The 18,934-nt window shown below is 64.3% G+C and carries 18 protein-coding genes; 16 read left to right on the top strand and 2 right to left on the bottom strand.

Annotated elements, in window-relative coordinates; all coding sequences use genetic code 11:
* The first annotated feature begins 3 nt into the window (after positions 1–3).
* The 7 genes from glpK (at position 4) to ACTHNZ_RS23625 (ending at position 6,996) form a co-directional block, all read left to right on the top strand.
* A complete protein-coding gene (gene glpK / locus ACTHNZ_RS23655; RefSeq protein ID WP_440545019.1) occupies positions 4–1,503 on the top strand; it encodes a glycerol kinase GlpK in 1,500 nt (499 codons plus the stop codon).
* A 116-nt stretch (positions 1,504–1,619) separates the two neighbouring features.
* The gene (locus ACTHNZ_RS23650) at positions 1,620–2,327 is read left to right on the top strand and encodes an MIP/aquaporin family protein (RefSeq protein ID WP_440545018.1); all 708 of its coding nucleotides are present in this window, start codon (positions 1,620–1,622) and stop codon (positions 2,325–2,327) included.
* Between the two features lie 113 nt (positions 2,328–2,440).
* Positions 2,441–3,127, top strand: coding sequence for an HAD family hydrolase (locus ACTHNZ_RS23645; RefSeq protein WP_440545017.1), 687 nt, complete (start codon positions 2,441–2,443; stop codon positions 3,125–3,127).
* Between the two features lie 236 nt (positions 3,128–3,363).
* Entirely contained in the window at positions 3,364–4,731 is a 1,368-nt protein-coding gene (gene miaB, locus ACTHNZ_RS23640) for a tRNA (N6-isopentenyl adenosine(37)-C2)-methylthiotransferase MiaB (RefSeq protein ID WP_440545016.1), read from the top strand.
* Between the two features lie 31 nt (positions 4,732–4,762).
* Positions 4,763–5,818, top strand: coding sequence for a PhoH family protein (locus ACTHNZ_RS23635; RefSeq protein ID WP_440545015.1), 1,056 nt, complete (start codon positions 4,763–4,765; stop codon positions 5,816–5,818).
* 25 nt (positions 5,819–5,843) lie between these two features.
* Complete coding sequence (gene ybeY / locus ACTHNZ_RS23630; protein WP_440545014.1) at positions 5,844–6,326, top strand: rRNA maturation RNase YbeY; 483 nt, start codon at positions 5,844–5,846, stop codon at positions 6,324–6,326.
* Positions 6,327–6,336: 10 nt separating this feature from the next.
* Positions 6,337–6,996 carry a gamma-glutamylcyclotransferase gene (locus tag ACTHNZ_RS23625; protein ID WP_440545013.1) on the top strand — a complete coding sequence of 220 codons (660 nt, stop codon included), beginning with the start codon at positions 6,337–6,339 and terminating at the stop codon, positions 6,994–6,996.
* Positions 6,997–7,118: 122 nt separating this feature from the next.
* Here the strand turns inward: ACTHNZ_RS23625 and ACTHNZ_RS23620 are convergent, their stop codons facing one another.
* Positions 7,119–7,739: a DUF4337 domain-containing protein gene (locus ACTHNZ_RS23620; RefSeq protein ID WP_440545012.1), complete on the bottom strand. Its 621-nt coding sequence runs from the start codon at positions 7,737–7,739 to the stop codon at positions 7,119–7,121.
* 171 nt (positions 7,740–7,910) lie between these two features.
* Between ACTHNZ_RS23620 and ACTHNZ_RS23615 the strand changes: the two genes are divergently transcribed.
* The 9 genes from ACTHNZ_RS23615 (at position 7,911) to ACTHNZ_RS23575 (ending at position 18,381) form a co-directional block, all read left to right on the top strand.
* Complete coding sequence (locus tag ACTHNZ_RS23615; protein ID WP_440545011.1) at positions 7,911–8,804, top strand: HlyC/CorC family transporter; 894 nt, start codon at positions 7,911–7,913, stop codon at positions 8,802–8,804.
* Between the two features lie 54 nt (positions 8,805–8,858).
* Positions 8,859–10,526, top strand: a complete 1,668-nt coding sequence (lnt, locus tag ACTHNZ_RS23610) for an apolipoprotein N-acyltransferase (protein ID WP_440545010.1) — start codon at positions 8,859–8,861, stop codon at positions 10,524–10,526.
* 121 nt (positions 10,527–10,647) lie between these two features.
* Positions 10,648–11,655 carry a glycine--tRNA ligase subunit alpha gene (gene glyQ, locus ACTHNZ_RS23605; RefSeq protein ID WP_440545009.1) on the top strand — a complete coding sequence of 336 codons (1,008 nt, stop codon included), beginning with the start codon at positions 10,648–10,650 and terminating at the stop codon, positions 11,653–11,655.
* Between the two features lie 15 nt (positions 11,656–11,670).
* Complete coding sequence (gene glyS / locus ACTHNZ_RS23600) at positions 11,671–13,812, top strand: glycine--tRNA ligase subunit beta (protein WP_440545008.1); 2,142 nt, start codon at positions 11,671–11,673, stop codon at positions 13,810–13,812.
* Between the two features lie 19 nt (positions 13,813–13,831).
* Positions 13,832–14,389, top strand: coding sequence for a D-glycero-beta-D-manno-heptose 1,7-bisphosphate 7-phosphatase (gmhB, locus tag ACTHNZ_RS23595; RefSeq protein WP_440545007.1), 558 nt, complete (start codon positions 13,832–13,834; stop codon positions 14,387–14,389).
* Between the two features lie 53 nt (positions 14,390–14,442).
* The gene (locus ACTHNZ_RS23590; protein ID WP_440545059.1) at positions 14,443–15,234 is read left to right on the top strand and encodes a lysophospholipid acyltransferase family protein; all 792 of its coding nucleotides are present in this window, start codon (positions 14,443–14,445) and stop codon (positions 15,232–15,234) included.
* A gap of 22 nt (positions 15,235–15,256) precedes the next feature.
* Positions 15,257–16,129, top strand: coding sequence for a M48 family metallopeptidase (locus ACTHNZ_RS23585; protein WP_440545006.1), 873 nt, complete (start codon positions 15,257–15,259; stop codon positions 16,127–16,129).
* Between the two features lie 460 nt (positions 16,130–16,589).
* Positions 16,590–17,327, top strand: a complete 738-nt coding sequence (locus ACTHNZ_RS23580) for a hypothetical protein (protein ID WP_440545005.1) — start codon at positions 16,590–16,592, stop codon at positions 17,325–17,327.
* A 31-nt stretch (positions 17,328–17,358) separates the two neighbouring features.
* On the top strand, positions 17,359–18,381 hold the full coding sequence (locus ACTHNZ_RS23575; RefSeq protein ID WP_440545004.1) for a hypothetical protein: 1,023 nt from the start codon (positions 17,359–17,361) through the stop codon (positions 18,379–18,381).
* A 102-nt stretch (positions 18,382–18,483) separates the two neighbouring features.
* On the opposite strand, the gene gloA is transcribed toward ACTHNZ_RS23575, so the two are convergent.
* Complete coding sequence (gloA, locus tag ACTHNZ_RS23570) at positions 18,484–18,873, bottom strand: lactoylglutathione lyase (RefSeq protein ID WP_440545003.1); 390 nt, start codon at positions 18,871–18,873, stop codon at positions 18,484–18,486.
* Positions 18,874–18,934 lie beyond the last annotated feature (61 nt).

The raw sequence follows: 18,934 nt of genomic DNA, 5'->3' as shown, positions 1-18,934 counted from the left end.
ACAATGCAGGATCAATACATCCTCGCGCTTGACCAAGGCACCACGAGCTCCCGTGCGATGTTGTTCGACCGCGAGGGAAATATCGTCTCGGTGGCACAAAAGGAATTCCGCCAGATCTACCCACAGCCGGGCTGGGTGGAACACGATCCGCAAGAGATCTGGTCCACGCAAGCCGGCGTCGCGGCCGAAGCCGTAACGCGTGCGGGCGTGAACGGCACGGCGATCGCCTCGATCGGCATCACGAATCAGCGTGAAACCACCATCGTCTGGGATCGCGATACGGGGCAGCCGATCTACAACGCCATCGTCTGGCAAGATCGCCGCACGGCGGGCCTATGCGACCAGCTCAAAGCGCAAGGACTCGAAGAGAAAGTGCGCGCGAAAACGGGCCTGCCGATCGATGCCTACTTCTCCGCCACGAAAATCCGCTGGATCCTCGACAACGTCGAAGGCGCGCGCGAAAAGGCCAAGCAGGGCAAGCTCGCTTTCGGCACGGTGGACAGCTGGCTCGTCTGGAACTTCACGAAGCACGAACTGCACATCACCGACGTGACGAACGCGTCGCGCACGATGCTGTTCAACATCCACACGATGCAGTGGGACGCCGATCTGCTCGAGGCCCTCGACATTCCGCGCAGCATGCTGCCCGAAGTGCGCGCATCGTCGGAAATCTACGGCAATACCGTCACGACGGTCTTCGCCTCGAAGATTCCGATCGGCGGGATCGCCGGCGACCAGCACGCGGCGCTGTTCGGCCAGATGTGCACGAAGTCGGGCATGGTGAAGAACACCTACGGCACCGGGTGCTTCCTCGTCATGAATACGGGCGATACGCCGATCGAATCGAAGAACAATCTCGTCACGACGATCGCGTGGAAGATCGGCGATGAAGTCAACTACGCGCTCGAAGGCAGCATCTTCATCGCAGGGGCCGTCGTGCAGTGGCTGCGCGACGGGCTCGGCATCATCAAGAGCGCGTCCGAGATCGAGGCGCTCGCCGCGAGCGTGGAGCATTGCGACGGCGTCTATCTCGTGCCGGCCTTCGCGGGGCTGGGCGCCCCGCACTGGAACCCCCGCGCGCGCGGCACGATGTTCGGCGTGACGCGCGGCACGACGAGCGCGCACATCGCGCGGGCGGCACTCGATTCGATCGCCTATCAATCGCTCGACGTGCTCAAAGCCATGGAAGCCGATTCGGGCATCAAGATCGGCGAGTTGCGCGTCGACGGCGGCGCCTGCGCGAACAATCTGCTCATGCAGTTCCAATCCGATCTGCTCGGCTGCGCGACCGCGCGCCCCCGCATCAGCGAAACGACGGCGCTCGGTGCCGCATATCTCGCGGGCCTGGCCGTCGGCTACTGGAGCAACGTGGGCGAGCTCGAAAGCCAATGGCAACTCGATCGCCGCTTTACGCCGGCGATGCAGCAGGCCGACGCGCAGCAATGCATCGCGGGCTGGCAGCGCGCGATCAACGCCGCCAAGGCCTGGGCCGACGCGCGCTGAACCGGCGACACGGCGGCTTTCCGGGCCGGGCCGGCCTGGAAAGCGCGCTTGACTCAACGATCGGTCGACGATCGACCAACTTCCAACAATAGTCATAGCCATTCCGGAGACATACCATGTCACCCTTGATCGCTGAATTCCTCGGCACGGCGCTGCTCGTGCTGCTCGGCAACGGCTCCGTCGCCAACGTGCTGCTCGCGCGCACGAAGGGCAAGGGCGCCGATCTCATCGTCATCGTCTGGGGCTGGGCGATGGCCGTGTTCGTGGCCGTCTACGTGACGGCCTCGTTCAGCGGCGCGCATCTGAATCCCGTCGTCACGGTCAGCCTCGCGCTGGCCGGCAAGTTCGCCTGGAGCAAGGTAGCCGGCTACGTCACTGCCCAGATGCTCGGCGGCATGGCCGGCGCATTTCTCGTCTGGCTCGCCTATCGGCAGCATTTCTCGTCGACGGAGGATGCCGACGTCAAGCTCGCCTGCTTCTGCACCGCGCCCGCGATTCGCAGTGCTGCGCACAACGTGTTGACGGAGATGATCTGCACGTTCGTGCTGATTCTCGGGGTCCTTTACCTCGCCTCGCCGCAAGTGGGCCTCGGCGCGCTCGACGCGCTGCCCGTCGGCCTGCTCGTGCTCGGCATCGGCATCTCGCTCGGCGGGCCGACCGGCTACGCGATGAGCCCCGCCCGCGACCTCGCGCCGCGCATCATGCACGCGCTGCTGCCGATCCCCGGCAAGCGCGGCAGCGATTGGCGCTACGCTTGGGTGCCCGTGTTCGGACCGCTCATGGGCGGCGCGATGGCATCGTTCGTCTACGTGCACGCGCATTGACGCCTGAACAAACGCAGCGCCGAGACGCCAATATCCGTATCATTGGCGTCTCACTACACAACAAAAGTGCGCGACGGGGTTAGGCCGGCCATCGAGCGCGCACCCCTATTTCCATGTTCGACCACCTCATCTGCGACTGCGACGGCGTGCTCGTCGACAGCGAAGTGATCGCCGACCGCGTGTTGCTGCGCGCATTGTCGGCTGCGTTCCCCCCCATCGATTTCGGTTCCGTCGCTCATCTGGCTTTCGGTCAGCGCACATCGACCTTTCTGGCCGATATCGAGACACGATTCAAGATCGTCATCCCCGATGGATTCATCACAAGCGTCGAGCGCGATATCGATGCCGAATTGACGCGCTCGCTCGCGCCGATCGCCGGCGTGCGCGATGCGCTCGCGCAAGTGCCGCTGCCCGCGGCCGTCGTCTCGAACAGCCGCCTCACGCGAATCGCGCAATCGCTGTCGAGGGCCGGGCTGGCCGACGTCTTCGGCCCGCGCGTGTTCAGCGCGGAGCAAGTCGCTCGCCCCAAGCCGCATCCGGACGTCTACCTGCACGCCGCGCGCGAGCTCGGCGTCGCACCCGAGCGCTGCCTCGTCATCGAAGACAGCGTGACGGGCCTGTCGGCGGCACGGGCCGCGGGCATGAAAACCATTGCCTTCGTCGGCGCAAGCCACGTCCCGAAAGGCTATGCGCAGGTGCTGCGCAACTTGGGGGTCACGCGCATCATCGAACGCATGGAGCAGTTGCCCGCGTTGATCGCCGCCGGGTTGCGCGGCGAGTTCGGACAGCTTCCGTCTTGAGAGACGGTGCTTCGCAGCGTCGTCGAAATCGAACCCGGCGGGTCGACATCCCATGCGCAAGCCCTGGCGGGCGGACAAGCGGGTAAGGGCCGACACATGCAACCGGCTATAATGCCGGGCTATGCGGCCGGCATTTCACCCCGCATCGCGCCCTTTTTTATGAAGGCGCGCGAGACGCGCTGCCGGCCCCCGACTTACCTACGCCCCCAGGTCAACCACTGCGAACGGCGAGCTTCATGACCAAGAAAGTTTATGTAAAAACCTTCGGCTGCCAGATGAACGAGTACGACTCCGACAAAATGGTCGACGTGCTCGGTGCCGCTGAAGGACTCGTCAAGACGGATTCCCCCGAAGACGCCGACGTCATCCTCTTCAACACCTGCTCCGTGCGCGAAAAGGCGCAGGAGAAGGTCTTCTCCGATTTGGGCCGCGTGCGCGAGCTGAAAGAGGCGAAGCCGGGCCTCTTGATCGGTGTCGGCGGCTGCGTCGCGAGCCAGGAAGGCGCCGCGATCGTCGCGCGCGCGCCGTATGTCGATCTCGTGTTCGGCCCGCAAACGCTGCATCGGCTGCCGCAGATGATCGACGCGCGCCGCGCGAGCGGCCGTTCGCAGGTCGACATCTCGTTCCCCGAAATCGAAAAGTTCGACCATCTGCCGCCCGCGCGCGTCGATGGCCCGAGCGCCTTCGTCTCGATCATGGAAGGCTGCAGCAAATACTGCAGCTACTGCGTCGTGCCCTACACGCGCGGCGACGAAGTCTCGCGCCCCCTCGACGACGTCCTCACCGAAATCGCTGGGCTCGCCGATCAAGGCGTGCGCGAAGTCACGCTGCTAGGGCAGAACGTCAACGCGTATCGCGGCGCATTGACGGCCGGCGCCACGGAGATCGCCGATTTCGCGACGCTGATCGAATACGTCGCCGAGATTCCCGGCATCGCGCGCATCCGCTACACGACGTCGCATCCGAAGGAGTTCACGCAGCGGCTGATCGATGTCTATGCGAAGGTCGACAAGCTCGTTTCGCATCTGCACTTGCCCGTCCAGCACGGCTCCGATCGCATCCTGATGGCGATGAAGCGCGGCTACACCGTGCTCGAGTACAAATCGGTGATCCGCCGCCTACGCGCGATCCGGCCCGACCTTTCCCTGTCGACCGACATCATCGTCGGCTTTCCGGGCGAGACGCAGGACGATTTCGACAAGACGATGGCGCTCGTGCACGAGATGAGCTACGACACGAGCTTCTCGTTCATTTACAGCCCGCGTCCCGGCACGCCGGCCGCGAATCTGCACGACGACACGCCGCGTGAAGTGAAGCTCGAGCGCCTGCAGCACCTGCAGGCTACGATCGATGCCAACGTCGTGCGCATCAGCGAAGCGATGGTCGGCAACGTCGAGCGCATTCTCGTCGAGCGCCCCGCGCGCAAGGATCCGACGGAACTGGCGGGACGCACGGCCAACAATCGGGTCGTCAACTTCCCGGCACCGGTGGCCGCGCATGCGAGGCTGATCGGCCAAATGATCGACGTGCGGATCACGCGCGCGTACCCGCATTCGCTGCGCGGCGAGCTCGTGCTCGCGGAGCACCCCGAATCCATCGCCTGAGCCCAAGCTCCTTAAGGAACCGACTTTCGCCTTGAAGACCGCCCCGTCCCTGGAATTCACCGCGCCGCGCGAAGACAACGCGCGCCTCGCCAATCTATGCGGGCCGCTCGACGAAAACCTGCGGCAGATCGAGCAAGCGCTCGACGTCACGCTGCAGCGCCGCGGCCATCGCATCTCGATCCGCGGACGCGGCGCGAAAGTCGCGCTCGGCGCGCTCGAAACGTTCTACAACCGCGCCCGCGAGCCCCTGTCCGTCGACGACATCCAGCTCGCGCTCGTCGAGGCGCGTCATCCGGGCAACCACGGTGCGGCGCAAGATGAAGGCGCCTCGGACCGCTACGACCCCGATCACCCGTTCGACGAACCGGCGGGCGTCGACGACGAAAGCATCGAGGAGCTGGGCCCGAAGCTCTACACGCGCCGCGCCGATCTGCGAGGGCGCACGCCGGCGCAGCGCGAATATCTGAAGCAGATCGTCTCGCACGACGTGACTTTCGGCGTCGGCCCCGCGGGGACCGGCAAGACCTATCTGGCCGTGGCCTGCGCCGTCGACGCGCTCGAGCGCGATCAGGTCAAGCGCATCGTCCTCACGCGGCCGGCCGTCGAAGCGGGCGAGCGCCTCGGCTTTCTGCCCGGCGACCTCGCACAGAAAGTCGATCCGTATCTGCGTCCGCTTTACGATGCGCTCTACGATCTACTCGGCTTCGATAAAACGGCGAAGATGTTCGAGCGGCAGATGATCGAAATCGCGCCGCTCGCCTACATGCGCGGACGCACGCTGAACCATGCGTTCATCATTCTCGATGAAGCGCAGAACACGACGCCCGAGCAGATGAAGATGTTCCTCACGCGCATCGGCTTCGGCTCGAAAGCCGTCGTCACGGGAGACACGACGCAAGTCGACTTGCCGCGCGGCGCGAAGAGCGGCCTCATCGAAGCGCAGCAAGTGCTCGCGAACGTGCGCGGCATCGCGCTCACGCGATTCACGAGCGCGGACGTAGTGCGGCATCCGCTCGTCGCGCGCATCGTCGAAGCGTACGACAAGCACACGAAAAAGGACGACGCCGCGCCTATCGACGGGCGATGATGCTTCGATGCGAACCGACCAATCGATGAACGACACGCCCCGTACGCCGCGGCTCAAGCTGACGTTGCAGTTTCCGGCCGCCAAAGCATTCCCCGAGCACAAGGCCGCGGTATCGCGCACGCATGTCTCGAGCTGGATCAAGGCGGCGCTGTTCGCGGACGGCGAGCTCACGGTGCGCCTGGTCGATGCCGACGAAGGCCGCGTGCTCAATCGCACTTATCGCGGCAAGGACTATGCGACGAACGTGCTGACGTTCGCCTATGCCGAGAGCGAGGACGATCCCGTCTCGGGCGATCTGATCCTGTGCTGCCCCGTGATCGAAGACGAGGCGGCAAGCCAGGGCAAGCCGCTCGTCGCGCACTACGCGCACATGATCGTGCACGGCACGCTTCATGCGCAGGGCTACGACCACGAGGACGACGAAGAGGCGGAGGAAATGGAAGCGCTCGAAACGCAGATTCTCGGGAGCCTCGGCTTCGCCGACCCCTACGGGGACCGCTCCCGCTGACCGCCTAGCGATGTCCGACACGAGCCTGCCCGCCCCGCCTACCCTGCTTGCCCCGGCTTGTCCGGGCTATCCGCCCGCGCTCGGTGAAGCGCGCTTGCTCGGCGACGCCGAGCTCGCCGCTTCGCTCGCCGATACCATGCGTCACTGGGACGGTACGAGCGATCTCTGGCTGTTCGGCTATGGCTCGCTGATCTGGAATCCGGGCATGCCCGCCGCCGAAACCGTGCGTGCGCGCGTGCGCGGCTATCACCGCGGCTTGTACTTGTGGTCGCGCGTGAACCGCGGCACGCCGGAGCAGCCCGGGCTCGTGCTCGCGCTCGATCGCGGCGGCTCCTGCACGGGGATGGCGTTCAGGCTGGCCGGCGTCGGCGCATGGCCGCATTTGGAAGCGCTCTGGCGGCGCGAAATGCCGATGGGCTCGTACCGGCCGGCATGGCTACCTTGCTGGCTGTCGGACGGGCGCCGTATCGAAGCGCTGGCGTTCGTCATGCGGCGCGACGTGCCGACTTACACGGGCAAATTGTCCGACGACATCATCAAGGCCGTATTCGGCTGCGCGCGCGGCCGCTACGGCACGACGCTCGATTATGTGCGCAGAACGGTCGAGGCGCTGCGCGAATGCGGCATGCCCGACCGGGCGCTCGAAGCGCTGCTGGAGCGCTGTCTGTAGTTGTCGAAAATCGTCGAGGCGCCGGGGCGGGAATTCGCGTGATTCGGGGGTTCCGTACGGGGGCTACGGTGAATGCCACCGGCGCCAGCGGCTGCCGATGCCGGCGACCTTCATTGCATCCGTCAATACCCGAGAAAGGCCGCCACACCGACGATCGTGCCGATCCCCGCCACGCCCAGCGCGGCACCGAGCAGCCAGCGGCGGCGCGTGAGCAGCGTGATCGCGGCCAGCGAAATCGCGATTTGCGTGAGCGTCGTCGCCTGCGCCCAGCGATGGTGCAGGTGCAGTTGCCGCTCGCTGGCGGCATCGGCTTGCGCGACGGACTTCTCGAGCCCTTCGGCCTGAGCCCGGATCGCCGTCTTTTGCTGCGCGTATTTGGCGACGTCGGCGGCGAACTTGCCCGCGACCTTCGGGTCCGCCGCCGTCAGCGCCGCACCGAGCTCGGCCAGATTCTGCTTTTCGCCCTTGGCCTGGTAGTAGCTCCACTGATTGGCCGCTTCCGTCTTGCGAATCGCCGCTTCGTTCTTGTAAAAGAGCGCGAGTCCCTCGGTGGATCCGCCTTGATAGGAAAAGACCGCGCCGATCGTCGCGAGCACGGCCGTCATGACCGCAATGCGGCCCGCGAACGGATCGAGCGGCACACCGCGGGGCGCATGGCCGTCAGCGTGGCCGTGACCATGACCGTGCCCCGCGTGTTCGAGCGCTTCTTCGTGCGGCCCGCGCACTTCAAACTCTTCCGACATATTTCTTTCGCGCAAACAAGGTAGAAAACGGGTGGTGAAAACCGGCTTGCACCTGCCTTACGGTGCCTGTCGCGCACTTTACCAGCCCATCGGCATAGATGGTCCTACTTTTGCGTGGTGTATCCTTTACTCTCCGTTTACCTCGCGTCCAGCCGCGCCGGACGCAACGCCATGAACGACGCCTATCCCAGTCGACGCCATACCGACAAGCCTACCGAGAAACGCTCGCTGCTCGAGCGCCTGACCGATTTCATTTCGCCCGAGCCCGAATCGCGCGGCGAGTTGCTCGAAGTTCTGCAAGACGCGCACGAGCGTAATTTGATCGATGCCGATTCGCTCTCGATGATCGAGGGCGTCTTTCAAGTGTCCGATCTTTGCGCGCGCGACATCATGGTGCCGCGCGCCCAGATGGACGCCATCGACATCGAGCGCAGCCCCGAGGAATTCATCCCCTTCGTCCTCGAAAAAGCGCACTCGCGCTATCCGGTGTACGAGGGCAACCGCGACAACATCATCGGCGTGCTGCTCGCGAAGGATCTGCTGCGCTACTACGCCGAGGAATCGTTCGACGTGCGGGGCATGCTGCGCCCCGCCGTCTTCATTCCCGAAGCGAAGCGGCTCAACGTGCTGCTTCACGATTTCCGCATGAATCGCAATCACATTGCGATCGTCGTCGACGAATACGGCGGCGTGGCCGGGCTCATCACGATCGAAGACGTGCTGGAGCAGATCGTCGGCGACATCGAGGACGAATACGACTTCGACGAGGAAAGCGGCAACATCATCGCCTCGCCCGACGGCCGCTACCGCGTGCGCGCACTAACCGAGATCGAGCAATTCAACGAAGTCTTCGGCACGCACTTTTCGGATGAGGAAGTCGATACGATCGGCGGCCTCGTGACGCATCATTTCGGCCGTGTGCCGCATCGCGGCGAGCGCGTGCGGATCGACGACCTCCTCTTCGAAATCCTGCGCGGCGACGCGCGCCAAGTCCATGTGCTGCTCGTGCGGCGCGATCCGCTCGCGGGCCAGCGCGAACGCGAGGCGCAGCACGTTCAGACTTGACGTTTTCATCGCGGTTCTTCGCGATTGCCCGAAATCCCTCGATGCCGCGCATCCATGACTGAATCGATCACCTCCCGTCTGCGCGGCCACGCCGCCGCAGCGAGCACCGCCATGGGGCCCGGTGCGCTCTCGCGCTGGCATTATGTCGCCGCGCTGGCGCTCGGCGCGCTGAATACGCTCTCGTTCGCGCCGACGCCGCACGGCGGCTGGCTCGAAATCGCCGTCTTCGCCATGCTCTACGGCTGGCTCGCGCGTACGACGAGCTGGAAAACCGCCGCATTGACGGGGGGCGCATTCGGCTTCGGCAATCTCGTCACGGGCGTCTGGTGGATCTATGTCAGCATGCACCACTACGGCGAGATGGCGGCGCCGCTCGCAGGTGCGGCGCTCGTCCTGTTCTCGCTCTATCTCGCGCTCTATCCCGCGATTTCGGCGGGGCTATGGTCATTCTGCGCCGGGCATTCCGCGGCGAACGATGGACGCGAGCGGCAAGCGCGCCCGTTTTCGCCCACTTGGCATGGCGCGTTCGCGTTCGCGAGCGCCTGGGCGATCGGCGAGTGGCTGCGCGGCACGGTATTCACCGGCTTCCCTTGGCTCGCAAGCGGCTATGCGCAGGTCGACGGGCCGCTCGCGGGCTTCGCCGCCATCGCGGGCGTCTATGGCGTCGGCTGGGTCTTGGCGCTCAGCGCGGCCCTCATCGTGCAGAGCGCCTGGGCGTGGTTCGCATCGCCGCGCCGCTACGCGCAAGTCCTGTTGCCGGCCGTGGCCGCGCTCGCCGTCATAGGTACCGGCACCGCGCTTTCGCACGTCGCTTGGACGCTGCCCGGCAATGCGCCGCTGACGGTCCGGCTGCTGCAAGGCAACGTCAAGCAGGAGATGAAGTTCGATCAAGCCGGCGTCACTGCCGCGCTCGACCTCTACGAGCGGATGATCACCGCGCACGCGGCCGATCTCATCGTGACGCCGGAAACCGCGATCCCGATGCTGCCGCAGCAGTTTCCCGAAACGTTCGGGCGCGCATTGCGCACGTTCACAGACAACACGGGCTCATCGTTGCTGATCGGCGCATTCGGCGCATCGATCGGCCCCGACGGCCGATACGTCGACGAAACCAACAGCTTCTTCGGCGTCACGCCGGGCTCGCGCGAGCTGTACCGCTACGACAAGCACCATCTCGTGCCGTTCGGCGAATTCGTTCCGTGGGGTTTCCACTGGTTCGTGCAGTTGATGAACATTCCGCTCGGCGATCTCGCGCGCGGCAAGCCCGTGCAGCACGCCTTCATGGTCCACGATCAGCCCGTCGACGTCGACATCTGCTACGAAGACATCTTCGGCGAGGAAATCGCGCGCAGGCTGCGCGAGGCAGCCGTGCCGGCGGGGATTTTGGTCAATGCGTCGAACCTCGCCTGGTTCGGCGATACGATCGCGCTCGATCAGCACTTGCAGATGGCGCGCATGCGCACGCTCGAAACGGGCCGGCCCCTGATTGCCGCGACCAACACGGGCACGACGGCCGTAGTGGATGCGCGGGGCCGCGTGACGGCGCGCTTGCCGGCGTATACGACAGGGCAAATCGAAGCAACGGTGCAGGGGATGACGGGGCGCACGCCTTACGTCACGGTCGGCAACAACCTCGTGCTGGCAGTCTCGCTCGTGCTGATCGCCTTCGGGTTTGCATATGGCCCGAGGCGCAAAAGCCGCAACGCACGGCCAATCCGGTAAAATTCCTTGTTTTAGCGCCCGGGCAGTGGCCCTGCCGCCTGCCCGCCCGACGCCGCCAGCGCGCGCAGCCGCGCACGGCCGGCAATCGGGCCGATCCGCCTCCAGCCGCCATAGGCACGACATGCTCACGTTTCAGCAAATCATTCTGACGCTGCAATCCTACTGGGACAAACAGGGTTGCGCGCTACTCCAGCCGATCGACATGGAAGTCGGCGCAGGCACCTCGCACGTCCATACGTTCTTGCGCGCCATCGGGCCCGAGCCTTGGCGCGCGGCCTACGTGCAGCCGTCGCGGCGTCCGAAGGACGGCCGCTACGGCGAAAATCCCAACCGCCTGCAGCACTACTACCAGTACCAGGTCGTGCTCAAGCCCGCGCCGGAAAACATTCTCGATCTCTATCTCGGCTCGCTCGAAGCGCTCGGCTTCGATCTGAAGCAAAACGACGTGCGCTTCGTCGAAGACGACTGGGAAAACCCGACGCTCGGCGCCTGGGGACTCGGCTGGGAAGTCTGGCTCAACGGCATGGAAGTCACGCAGTTCACCTACTTCCAGCAAGTGGGTGGGCTCGATTGCAAACCGGTGCTCGGCGAAATCACGTATGGGCTCGAGCGCCTCGCGATGTATCTGCAAAAAGTCGAGAACATCTACGACCTCGTCTGGACCGAATGGGAAGAAGCGGGCCCGAGCGGCCCCGAACTGCGGCGCCTGTCCTACGGCGACGTCTACCATCAGAACGAAGTCGAGCAATCGACCTACAACTTCGAGCACGCGAACGTCGAACTGCTGTTCTCGCAATTCAACAGCTACGAGTCCGAGGCCAAGCGGATGATCGAAACGCCGCTGGCGCTGCCCGCCTACGAGCTCGTGCTCAAGGCCGGGCATACGTTCAACCTGCTCGATGCCCGTGGTGCGATTTCGGTCACCGAGCGTGCGGCCTACATCGGCCGCATCCGCGCGCTGTCGCGGCTCGTCGCGCAAGCCTATTACGATTCGCGAGAAAAGCTCGGCTTTCCGATGCTCGGCAACCCCGTGCACGGCGTGCCCGGCTTGACGACGGACGAGCAGGACGCCGCGATGCCGGCATGGGCGCCGCCTTTGCGAGCAGAGCGCACGATCGACAAGGAATGACGAGACTCAACGAACATGAATCAAGCTCACCAAGCCACCCTGCTCGTCGAACTGTTGACTGAGGAATTGCCCCCTAAGGCGCTCGCACGGCTGTCCGAGGCATTCGCCCAGGGCCTCGCCGAACGCCTGGCCGCGCGCGATCTGATCGCCGGCGAACCGTCGTACGAAGCGTTCGGCACGCCGCGCCGCCTCGCCGTGCTCGTGAGGAACGTGCGCGAGGTCGCCCCCGAGAAACAGGTTCGGGAGAAAGTCCTGCCCGTCTCCGTCGCGCTCGACGCGAACGGCCAGAGCACCGCACCGCTCGCGAAGAAGCTCGCGGCCCTCGGTTTTCCCGATGTGGCGGTCAGCGATCTCGAACGCGCCTCGGATGGCAAAGCCGAAGCGTTCTTCCTGCGCTATGCGGCACCGGGCGCGACGCTCGCGGACGGCCTGCAAGCCGCGCTCGACGAAGCACTGGCGAAGCTGCCGATTCCCAAGGTCATGACCTACCAGCGGCCCGACGGCGCGAGCGTGCAGTTCGTCCGTCCCGTGCAGCGCCTCACGGCCATGCACGGCGATCGCGTCGTGCCCGTCACGGCGTTCGGCATCGATGCCGGCGACGCGACGCTCGGTCACCGCTTCCTGTCGGACGGCCTCGTCGGTCTCTTGCATGCAGAGGAGTACGTGCAAACGCTGCGCAGCAAGGGCCGCGTGATCGCGAGTTTCGATGCGCGGCGCGCGAGCATCGTCGAGCAGTTGAACGCCCATGCGCACGGCGACACCGTCGTGATGTCCGAGGCGCTGCTCGACGAAGTCACGGCACTCGTCGAATGGCCCGTCGTCTACGAGTGCCGCTTCGACGATCAATTTCTGCAAGTGCCGCAGGAATGCCTGATTCTGACGATGCAGACGAACCAGAAGTACTTCGCGCTGACCGATCAAGCCGGCAAGCTGCGCTCGCGGTTCCTGATCGTCTCGAACATCGAGACGGACACGCCGGGCGAAATCGTCGAAGGCAACGAGCGCGTCGTGCGCCCGCGTCTGGCCGATGCGAAGTTCTTCTTCGAGCAAGACAAGAAAAAGCCGCTCGCCGAACGCGTGCCACTGCTGGCGAACGTCGTCTATCACAACAAGCTCGGCTCGCAACTCCAACGTGTCGAGCGTCTCGAGGCACTGGCCCGCGCCATCGCGCCGCTCGTCGGCGCCGATCCGAGCGAGGCTGCGCGCGCCGCGCGCCTCGCGAAGGCCGATTTGCTGACCGACATGGTCGGCGAATTTCCGGAGCTGCAAGGCACGATGGGCACCTATTACGCCCGCCATGACGGCGAGCCCGAAGACGTCGCGCTGGCTTGCACGGAACACTATCAACCACGCTTCTCGGGCGATGCGCTGCCCGCCACGCGCGTCGGCACGGCCGTCGCGCTCGCCGACAAGCTCGAAACGCTGGTGGGAATCTGGGGCATCGGCCTCGTCCCTACCGGCGAAAAAGATCCATTCGCGCTGCGCCGCCACGCGCTCGGCGTGCTGCGCATCTTGATCGAAAAGCAGTTGCCGATCGATCTCGTTGCACTGCTGCGAGAGGCTTTCGGCTGCTTCGGCGCCGCGCCGCAAGTGGCGGACTGCACCGACGCACTCCACGCGTTTTTCATGGATAGGCTGCGCGGCCTGCTGCGCGAGCGCGGTTATGCCGCGAGCGAGATCGAGGCCGTCTTGAGCCTGCAGCCGAGCAAGGTCGACGACATCCTCGCGCGGCTCGATGCCGTGCGCGAGTTTTCGGTGCTGCCCGAAGCCGGCGCATTGGCCGCGGCCAACAAGCGGATCACGAACATCCTGAAGAAGTCGGAAGCCGAGGTGAGCCTCGCCGCGGCCTGCGTCGCTGCCGCGAACGGGGCGGCAACATCGCCCGTGCAGCCGGCGCTGCTCGTCGAGCCCGCGGAACGTTCGCTGAGCGAGCAACTGAAGAAAGTCACGCCCACCGTTCAAGCGCAACTCCAGCAACGCGACTACACGCGGGCGCTGTCGGCGCTCGCGGCGCTGCGCGATCCGGTCGATACGTTCTTCAACGACGTCATGGTCAACGCCGAGGACGCCGCGCTGCGTCGCAATCGGCTCGCGCTGTTGGCCGAATTGCACGCGCAGATGAATTGCGTGGCCGATATCTCGAAGCTCGCGGCGTAAGCGGACGGAAGCAACGCATATGACCTCCGCCAAGAAACTCGTCATTCTCGATCGCGACGGCGTCATCAACGTCGATTCGGATGCCTTCATCAAAACGCCCGACGAGTGGATCCCGATCCCCGGCAGCCTGGAGGCCATCGCGCGGCTCAATCAGGCCGGCTATCGCGTCGCCGTCGCCTCGAACCAGTCCGGCATCGGCCGCGGCTTGTTCGACATGGCGACGCTGAACGCCATGCACGAGAAGATGCACCGTGCGGCTGCGCTCGTCGGCGGCCGCATCGATGCCGTGTTTTTCTGCCCGCATACGGCCGAGGACCAATGCGAATGCCGCAAACCCAAGCCGGGCATGCTGCAGATGATCATCGACCGCTTCGAGATCGATCCGGCGGCCACGCCCGTCGTCGGCGATGCGCTGCGTGATTTGCAGGCGGGCGCGGCGCTCGGCTTTCCGACGCACCTCGTGCTGACGGGCAAAGGCAAGAAGACGCTCGCGGCGGGCGGCTTGCCCGAGGGCGCGCAGGTGCACGACGACTTGAAAGCGTTCGCCCTGTCGTTCCTTGCCAGTCAGCAAGAGTGAGGGCGCCCGCGAGCACGCCCGACGCCAACCGATCGAAGACACCGATGCGACTCATCCGCTTTTTCCGCTCGCTGCTGCTGTTCCTCTATTTCGTCGTCTACACCGCGCCGTATGCGACGGCCTGCTTCATCGCATTCCCGTTCATGAATGCGGACCGGCGCTACTGGATGGCCGTCGGCTGGTGCCGTTCCACGCTGGCCGTCGTGCGCCGTCTGAACGGCATTCGCTATCGCATCGAAGGCGCGGAGAATTTGCCCGACGGCCCCGCCGTGCTTCTCTCGAAGCACCAATCGGCATGGGAAACGCTTGCATTTCCGGCCATCATGCCGCGTCCGCTTTGCTACGTGTTCAAGCGCGAGCTGCTCTACGTCCCGTTCTTCGGCTGGGCGCTCGGCATGCTGAAGATGGTTCACATCGATCGCAAGGAAGGCAAATACGCGTTCGCCTCCGTGGTGAAGCAGGGCAAGGCGCGCATAAAGGAAGGCGCTTGGGTGATCATGTTCCCCGAAGGCACGCGCACGCCGGTCGGCAAGCAAGGCAAATACAAGACGGGCGGCGCGCGCTTCGCGATCGATGCCGGTGCGCCCGTCGTGCCGATCGCGCACAATGCCGGTCACGTTTGGCCGCGCAATTCGTTCATCAAATACCCGGGCGTGGTGACGGTGTCGATCGGCAAGCCGATCGAATCGGCCGGCCTGACGCCCGACCAACTCAATACGCGCGTCGAGGCGTGGATCGAGGCGGAAATGCGCCGCATCGATCCGGGCGCGTATCCTAGTGCCGACGATGCCGGCGGCGCCGCGGGCTTGCGCACGGGCCGCCGCGCGAACGCGCAAGCAACGTAACGCAGCCTACCCTCAGCCCCCGATGCCAAAGTCCGCCAAGCCTCCCGCGGCAACCGCGCTCGATACGCGGCAGCTCGATCTGCCGTTGTTCGGTGGCTCGGCCGACGACGGGGCGCTCGCCGCCCCGCCCGTGGTTTCGGCACCGCCTCGGCAGGACCCGACGCCGAACGGGGTGAAGCTGCGGCGCCTGACGTTGAACGGACACACGATCGAGTACGCATTGAAGCGTTCGTCGCGGCGCACGATCGGGTTTTCGATCGACGGCAGCGGCTTGGCCATCACGGCGCCGCGCTGGGTAACGCTGGCCGATATCGAAACGGCGATCGCGGCCAAGGAGCGCTGGATCATCGCGAAGCTGGCGGAATGGCAGACGCGCGCCGAGCAACGCGCGCTACCGCGCATCGAGTGGCGCGACGGCGCACAGATACCGTATTTGGGCAAGCCCGTGCGGATCGCGCTCGGCTCGGCGAATGCCGGGCTCGTATTCGATGAAAGCGCCGCGACGCTGGCGCTCGCGCTCCCGGCGCATGCCGATCCGCAGCAAATCAAAGACCGCGTGCAAGGGTGGCTGCAAACCGAAGCCAAGCGCATATTCGGCGGGCGGCTCGACTATTACGCGCAAAAGCTCGGCGTCGCGTACAAGGGCTGCGCGTTGTCGTCCGCGGCCACGCGTTGGGGCAGTTGCTCGAGCGATGGCCGCATCCGTCTCAATTGGCGGCTCATTCACTTCCCGCTGTCGATCGTCGACTACGTCGCCGCGCACGAGCTCGCGCACTTGCGCGAGATGAACCACAGCCCGCGCTTTTGGCAAACCGTCGAATCGATCTTCCCCGAGTTTCGCGAAGCGCGGCATACGCTCAAGCATCACCCGCCGGAATTGCTGCCGGCGCTTTGATGGCGGCGCTTTGAGACGGGTGCCGGTGCCGGTGCAATTCCGAGCCTTCCGGTATAGAGTCCGTTTTCTTTGATTGCCAATCAAAAAAACGTGCCCGGCCCGACTCCGTTCTTTTTGCCTAACAATCAAATCTCCGATTCGACGATTTATTGCGCGCGGTTTAGCGCCGTGTGTGCGTTGCCGTCGCCCGCGGGTCGAGGCAGCATTCAAGTCAGTCAAATAGACAGAAGCGAGGCATACCGTTTAAGATGCCGGTCAGGCCGTTTCGATATAACGATACGAAATTTTCTCGACCGACTCAATCATGACTTTCTCGTTACACGCTGTCTATTCGTCGTTGAAGGCACGCATCCAAGCGGGAGGACGAGGCCTGCCCCCGCAAGGTCGATCGTCGACGGCGGACGCGGACGCGTTGCCAGGCTGCAGCGTGGAGGCTCCCATTCGGCGAATGCTTCGTCCGATGGTCTACGGCCTCGCTGCGGGCTTGATGGCCACCTCCGGTTTGAGCCACGCGCAAAAACCCGAGCCCAAATTGCAGAGGGTCTACACCGCGGACACGGACTTGTGTAGCTCGGTTGACCACGCTCTGCGCTCGATACATCGACGATTTCCGCATGCGAACTACATAGCCGACGAGCCCAAGGCTTTCTTTTCGTCACCCGGTTTTGCAGAACCGCATTGGCTGCCGAAGAGCGACCCGGCAGTAGTCGATCTCGGAGCCGGCGACTCGCGGTTTCTGCGGCTGAGCTTCGGCGACGGGCAGCGACTCATTGCCGTGCGGAACATTGCCCTCGGTTCCCATGGCGATTTCACGACTGACGTTCTCATTGCGAAACCTGGCAAAAATCTCGCCGTCAAAGACGACGTCAACGTGAACGGTCACCCGATCACGTCGGCCGATCCCGCAGACGTCGAACTTTTGATCAATTTCGAAGAGGACGATACCCGATCGCCATCTCCCTATCGGTTGGCAAGCCTAAGCAAGAGGACGTTGTCTTTCGACAAACGATCCTTGGCAACCAGCAATGCGATGAAATCAGCGAACGACCTTTTCATCGCGCCGGATTCGCAAGAAGCCTTCGAGTTCAAAGGCAAGCTGTACTTCCTCGTTGGTTCCGCATTCACCGGTCCTTGGACGATTTACGGGCTCGGCACAAATGCCGCCCCAACGATGGAATGCATTACGGCTGTCCAATAACGCAACACGATAACCGCACGGGGCAGCATTCATGAGCGACGAGACCTTATCATCCCTCAGCGAGTTTACGGGTCACTTTGAAAACAGCGATTTCGCATCAAGAGGTTTCAAGGACCCGTTCTATTACGAAAAATCGACGAAAACGATCAACTTCGGCTACGGCATCAACTTGACTGCTGCCGCCAAGAACCCGCACGTCCGCCAGATCGTCGATGCGCAATTGAAGGCTCAGGGCATCCACATCACTGAACGCCAGTGGGAGTCGATCGGGAAGATCTCCTCGAACGCCGACCCACGGCAAGTAATTGGCGATTTACTGCACGCCCTCCCCGCCAACGACAGTCACAACTGGAAGTCAGCTGCCGCTGCGGTGATGGACACCTTCTACGCCAAGATCGTCGAGCCGGAACTCGTCAAGAAAGTACCGAATCTCGATTCGCTGCCCGTTGGCGCACAGTGGGCGCTAAAGGATCTCTACTACAACTCCCCAAAACTCTGGGGCCCGAAGATCGAAAAAGCCGCAAGAGACGGCGATCTCGTCGGCATTGCGAATGAGCTCGCATTCGACACGACTCGGCATTCCGCCGGCACGGGCGCGGAGCTTCGCTCGCTGGGACGTGCCACACTCGCGCTCGGCGGCATCCCGACCTACGCTCCGGACAACACGCTAACGAAGGTGGACTGGTCCGGCAGCTCGCCATCGGACCTTTGGCAGTTCCATTTCCTAGCGTTGAACGGCAAGGTGGGGATGAACCGTAGCTCGGCGGACGAGTACATCTCGAAGTGGAATCAACGGGTGTCGGACAGCCACCATAACATCATGGCATCGCTCGAAGCCCACGCCGATGGGACCGCCGCCAACGAGAACCGCGACGACGCGCCAGCACCGTGCAATACGCGTCCCGTCGACACTGCAAACGATGGCATCGCCGGCCCGGCGGCACCGCTGGACGGACATGCGATCGATACTGCGAACGGCAACACCGTCACGCCGCAAGCGGTCGATACGAGCGAGCTGCTCATCGCCAACGAGCAACGGCTACGCTTTTGCTAACCGCTACGCGGCTCGGCGGGCACCGCCCACAGCGCCGCTCGACAAACCGCACCGCGGCTACCGCAACGCGTAATCGGCAATGGGCCGCGGCTCCAAGCGCCGCTACCGCGTCTTCTTCTGAATGAACTCGATCTTGTACCCATCCGGATCGGCAACGAACGCGATCACGGTCGTGCCGTGTTTCATCGGGCCCGCCTCACGCGTCACGTTTCCGCCCTGCGCCTTGATCTTCTCGCAGGCGGCGTAGGCATCGTCCACTTCGATCGCAATATGCCCATACCCGGCGCCGAGATCGTAGGTTTTCGTATCCCAGTTGTGCGTAAGCTCGATGACGGCCCCCTCGCTCTCGTCGGTGTAGCCGACGAAGGCCAGCGTGAAACGGCCGTCGGGATAGTCTTGGCGGCGCAACAGCTTCATGCCGAGCAGTTCGGTATAGAACTTCAGCGAGCGGTCGAGATCGCCGACTCGCAGCATCGTGTGCAGCAAGCGCATCGTGAACTCCGGTTTCGTCGAAAAACCCCGAATCTACCAAGAAAGCGCTCGCGCCGCTCGC

The sequence above is a fragment of the Trinickia sp. genome (assembly GCF_051953955.1).
Classification (GTDB): domain Bacteria; phylum Pseudomonadota; class Gammaproteobacteria; order Burkholderiales; family Burkholderiaceae; genus Trinickia.
Note: the sequence above shows the minus strand (reverse complement) of the source record. Positions and strands in the feature narration are given on the sequence as shown.

Excerpts from the sequence above, each read along its gene's own strand:
- ACTHNZ_RS23650 (WP_440545018.1), top strand. The coding sequence starts at position 1,620 with ATGTCACCCTTGATCGCTGAATTCCTCGGCACGGCGCTGCTCGTGCTG.
- ACTHNZ_RS23580 (WP_440545005.1), top strand. The coding sequence starts at position 16,590 with ATGGTCTACGGCCTCGCTGCGGGCTTGATGGCCACCTCCGGTTTGAGC.
- glyS (WP_440545008.1), top strand. The coding sequence starts at position 11,671 with ATGAATCAAGCTCACCAAGCCACCCTGCTCGTCGAACTGTTGACTGAG.
- ACTHNZ_RS23625 (WP_440545013.1), top strand. The coding sequence starts at position 6,337 with ATGTCCGACACGAGCCTGCCCGCCCCGCCTACCCTGCTTGCCCCGGCT.
- ACTHNZ_RS23575 (WP_440545004.1), top strand. The coding sequence starts at position 17,359 with ATGAGCGACGAGACCTTATCATCCCTCAGCGAGTTTACGGGTCACTTT.
- ybeY (WP_440545014.1), top strand. The coding sequence starts at position 5,844 with ATGAACGACACGCCCCGTACGCCGCGGCTCAAGCTGACGTTGCAGTTT.
- gmhB (WP_440545007.1), top strand. The coding sequence starts at position 13,832 with ATGACCTCCGCCAAGAAACTCGTCATTCTCGATCGCGACGGCGTCATC.
- gloA (WP_440545003.1), bottom strand. The coding sequence starts at position 18,873 with ATGCGCTTGCTGCACACGATGCTGCGAGTCGGCGATCTCGACCGCTCG.
- miaB (WP_440545016.1), top strand. The coding sequence starts at position 3,364 with ATGACCAAGAAAGTTTATGTAAAAACCTTCGGCTGCCAGATGAACGAG.
- glpK (WP_440545019.1), top strand. The coding sequence starts at position 4 with ATGCAGGATCAATACATCCTCGCGCTTGACCAAGGCACCACGAGCTCC.
- glyQ (WP_440545009.1), top strand. The coding sequence starts at position 10,648 with ATGCTCACGTTTCAGCAAATCATTCTGACGCTGCAATCCTACTGGGAC.
- ACTHNZ_RS23645 (WP_440545017.1), top strand. The coding sequence starts at position 2,441 with ATGTTCGACCACCTCATCTGCGACTGCGACGGCGTGCTCGTCGACAGC.
- ACTHNZ_RS23585 (WP_440545006.1), top strand. The coding sequence starts at position 15,257 with ATGCCAAAGTCCGCCAAGCCTCCCGCGGCAACCGCGCTCGATACGCGG.
- lnt (WP_440545010.1), top strand. The coding sequence starts at position 8,859 with ATGACTGAATCGATCACCTCCCGTCTGCGCGGCCACGCCGCCGCAGCG.
- ACTHNZ_RS23620 (WP_440545012.1), bottom strand. The coding sequence starts at position 7,739 with ATGTCGGAAGAGTTTGAAGTGCGCGGGCCGCACGAAGAAGCGCTCGAA.
- ACTHNZ_RS23615 (WP_440545011.1), top strand. The coding sequence starts at position 7,911 with ATGAACGACGCCTATCCCAGTCGACGCCATACCGACAAGCCTACCGAG.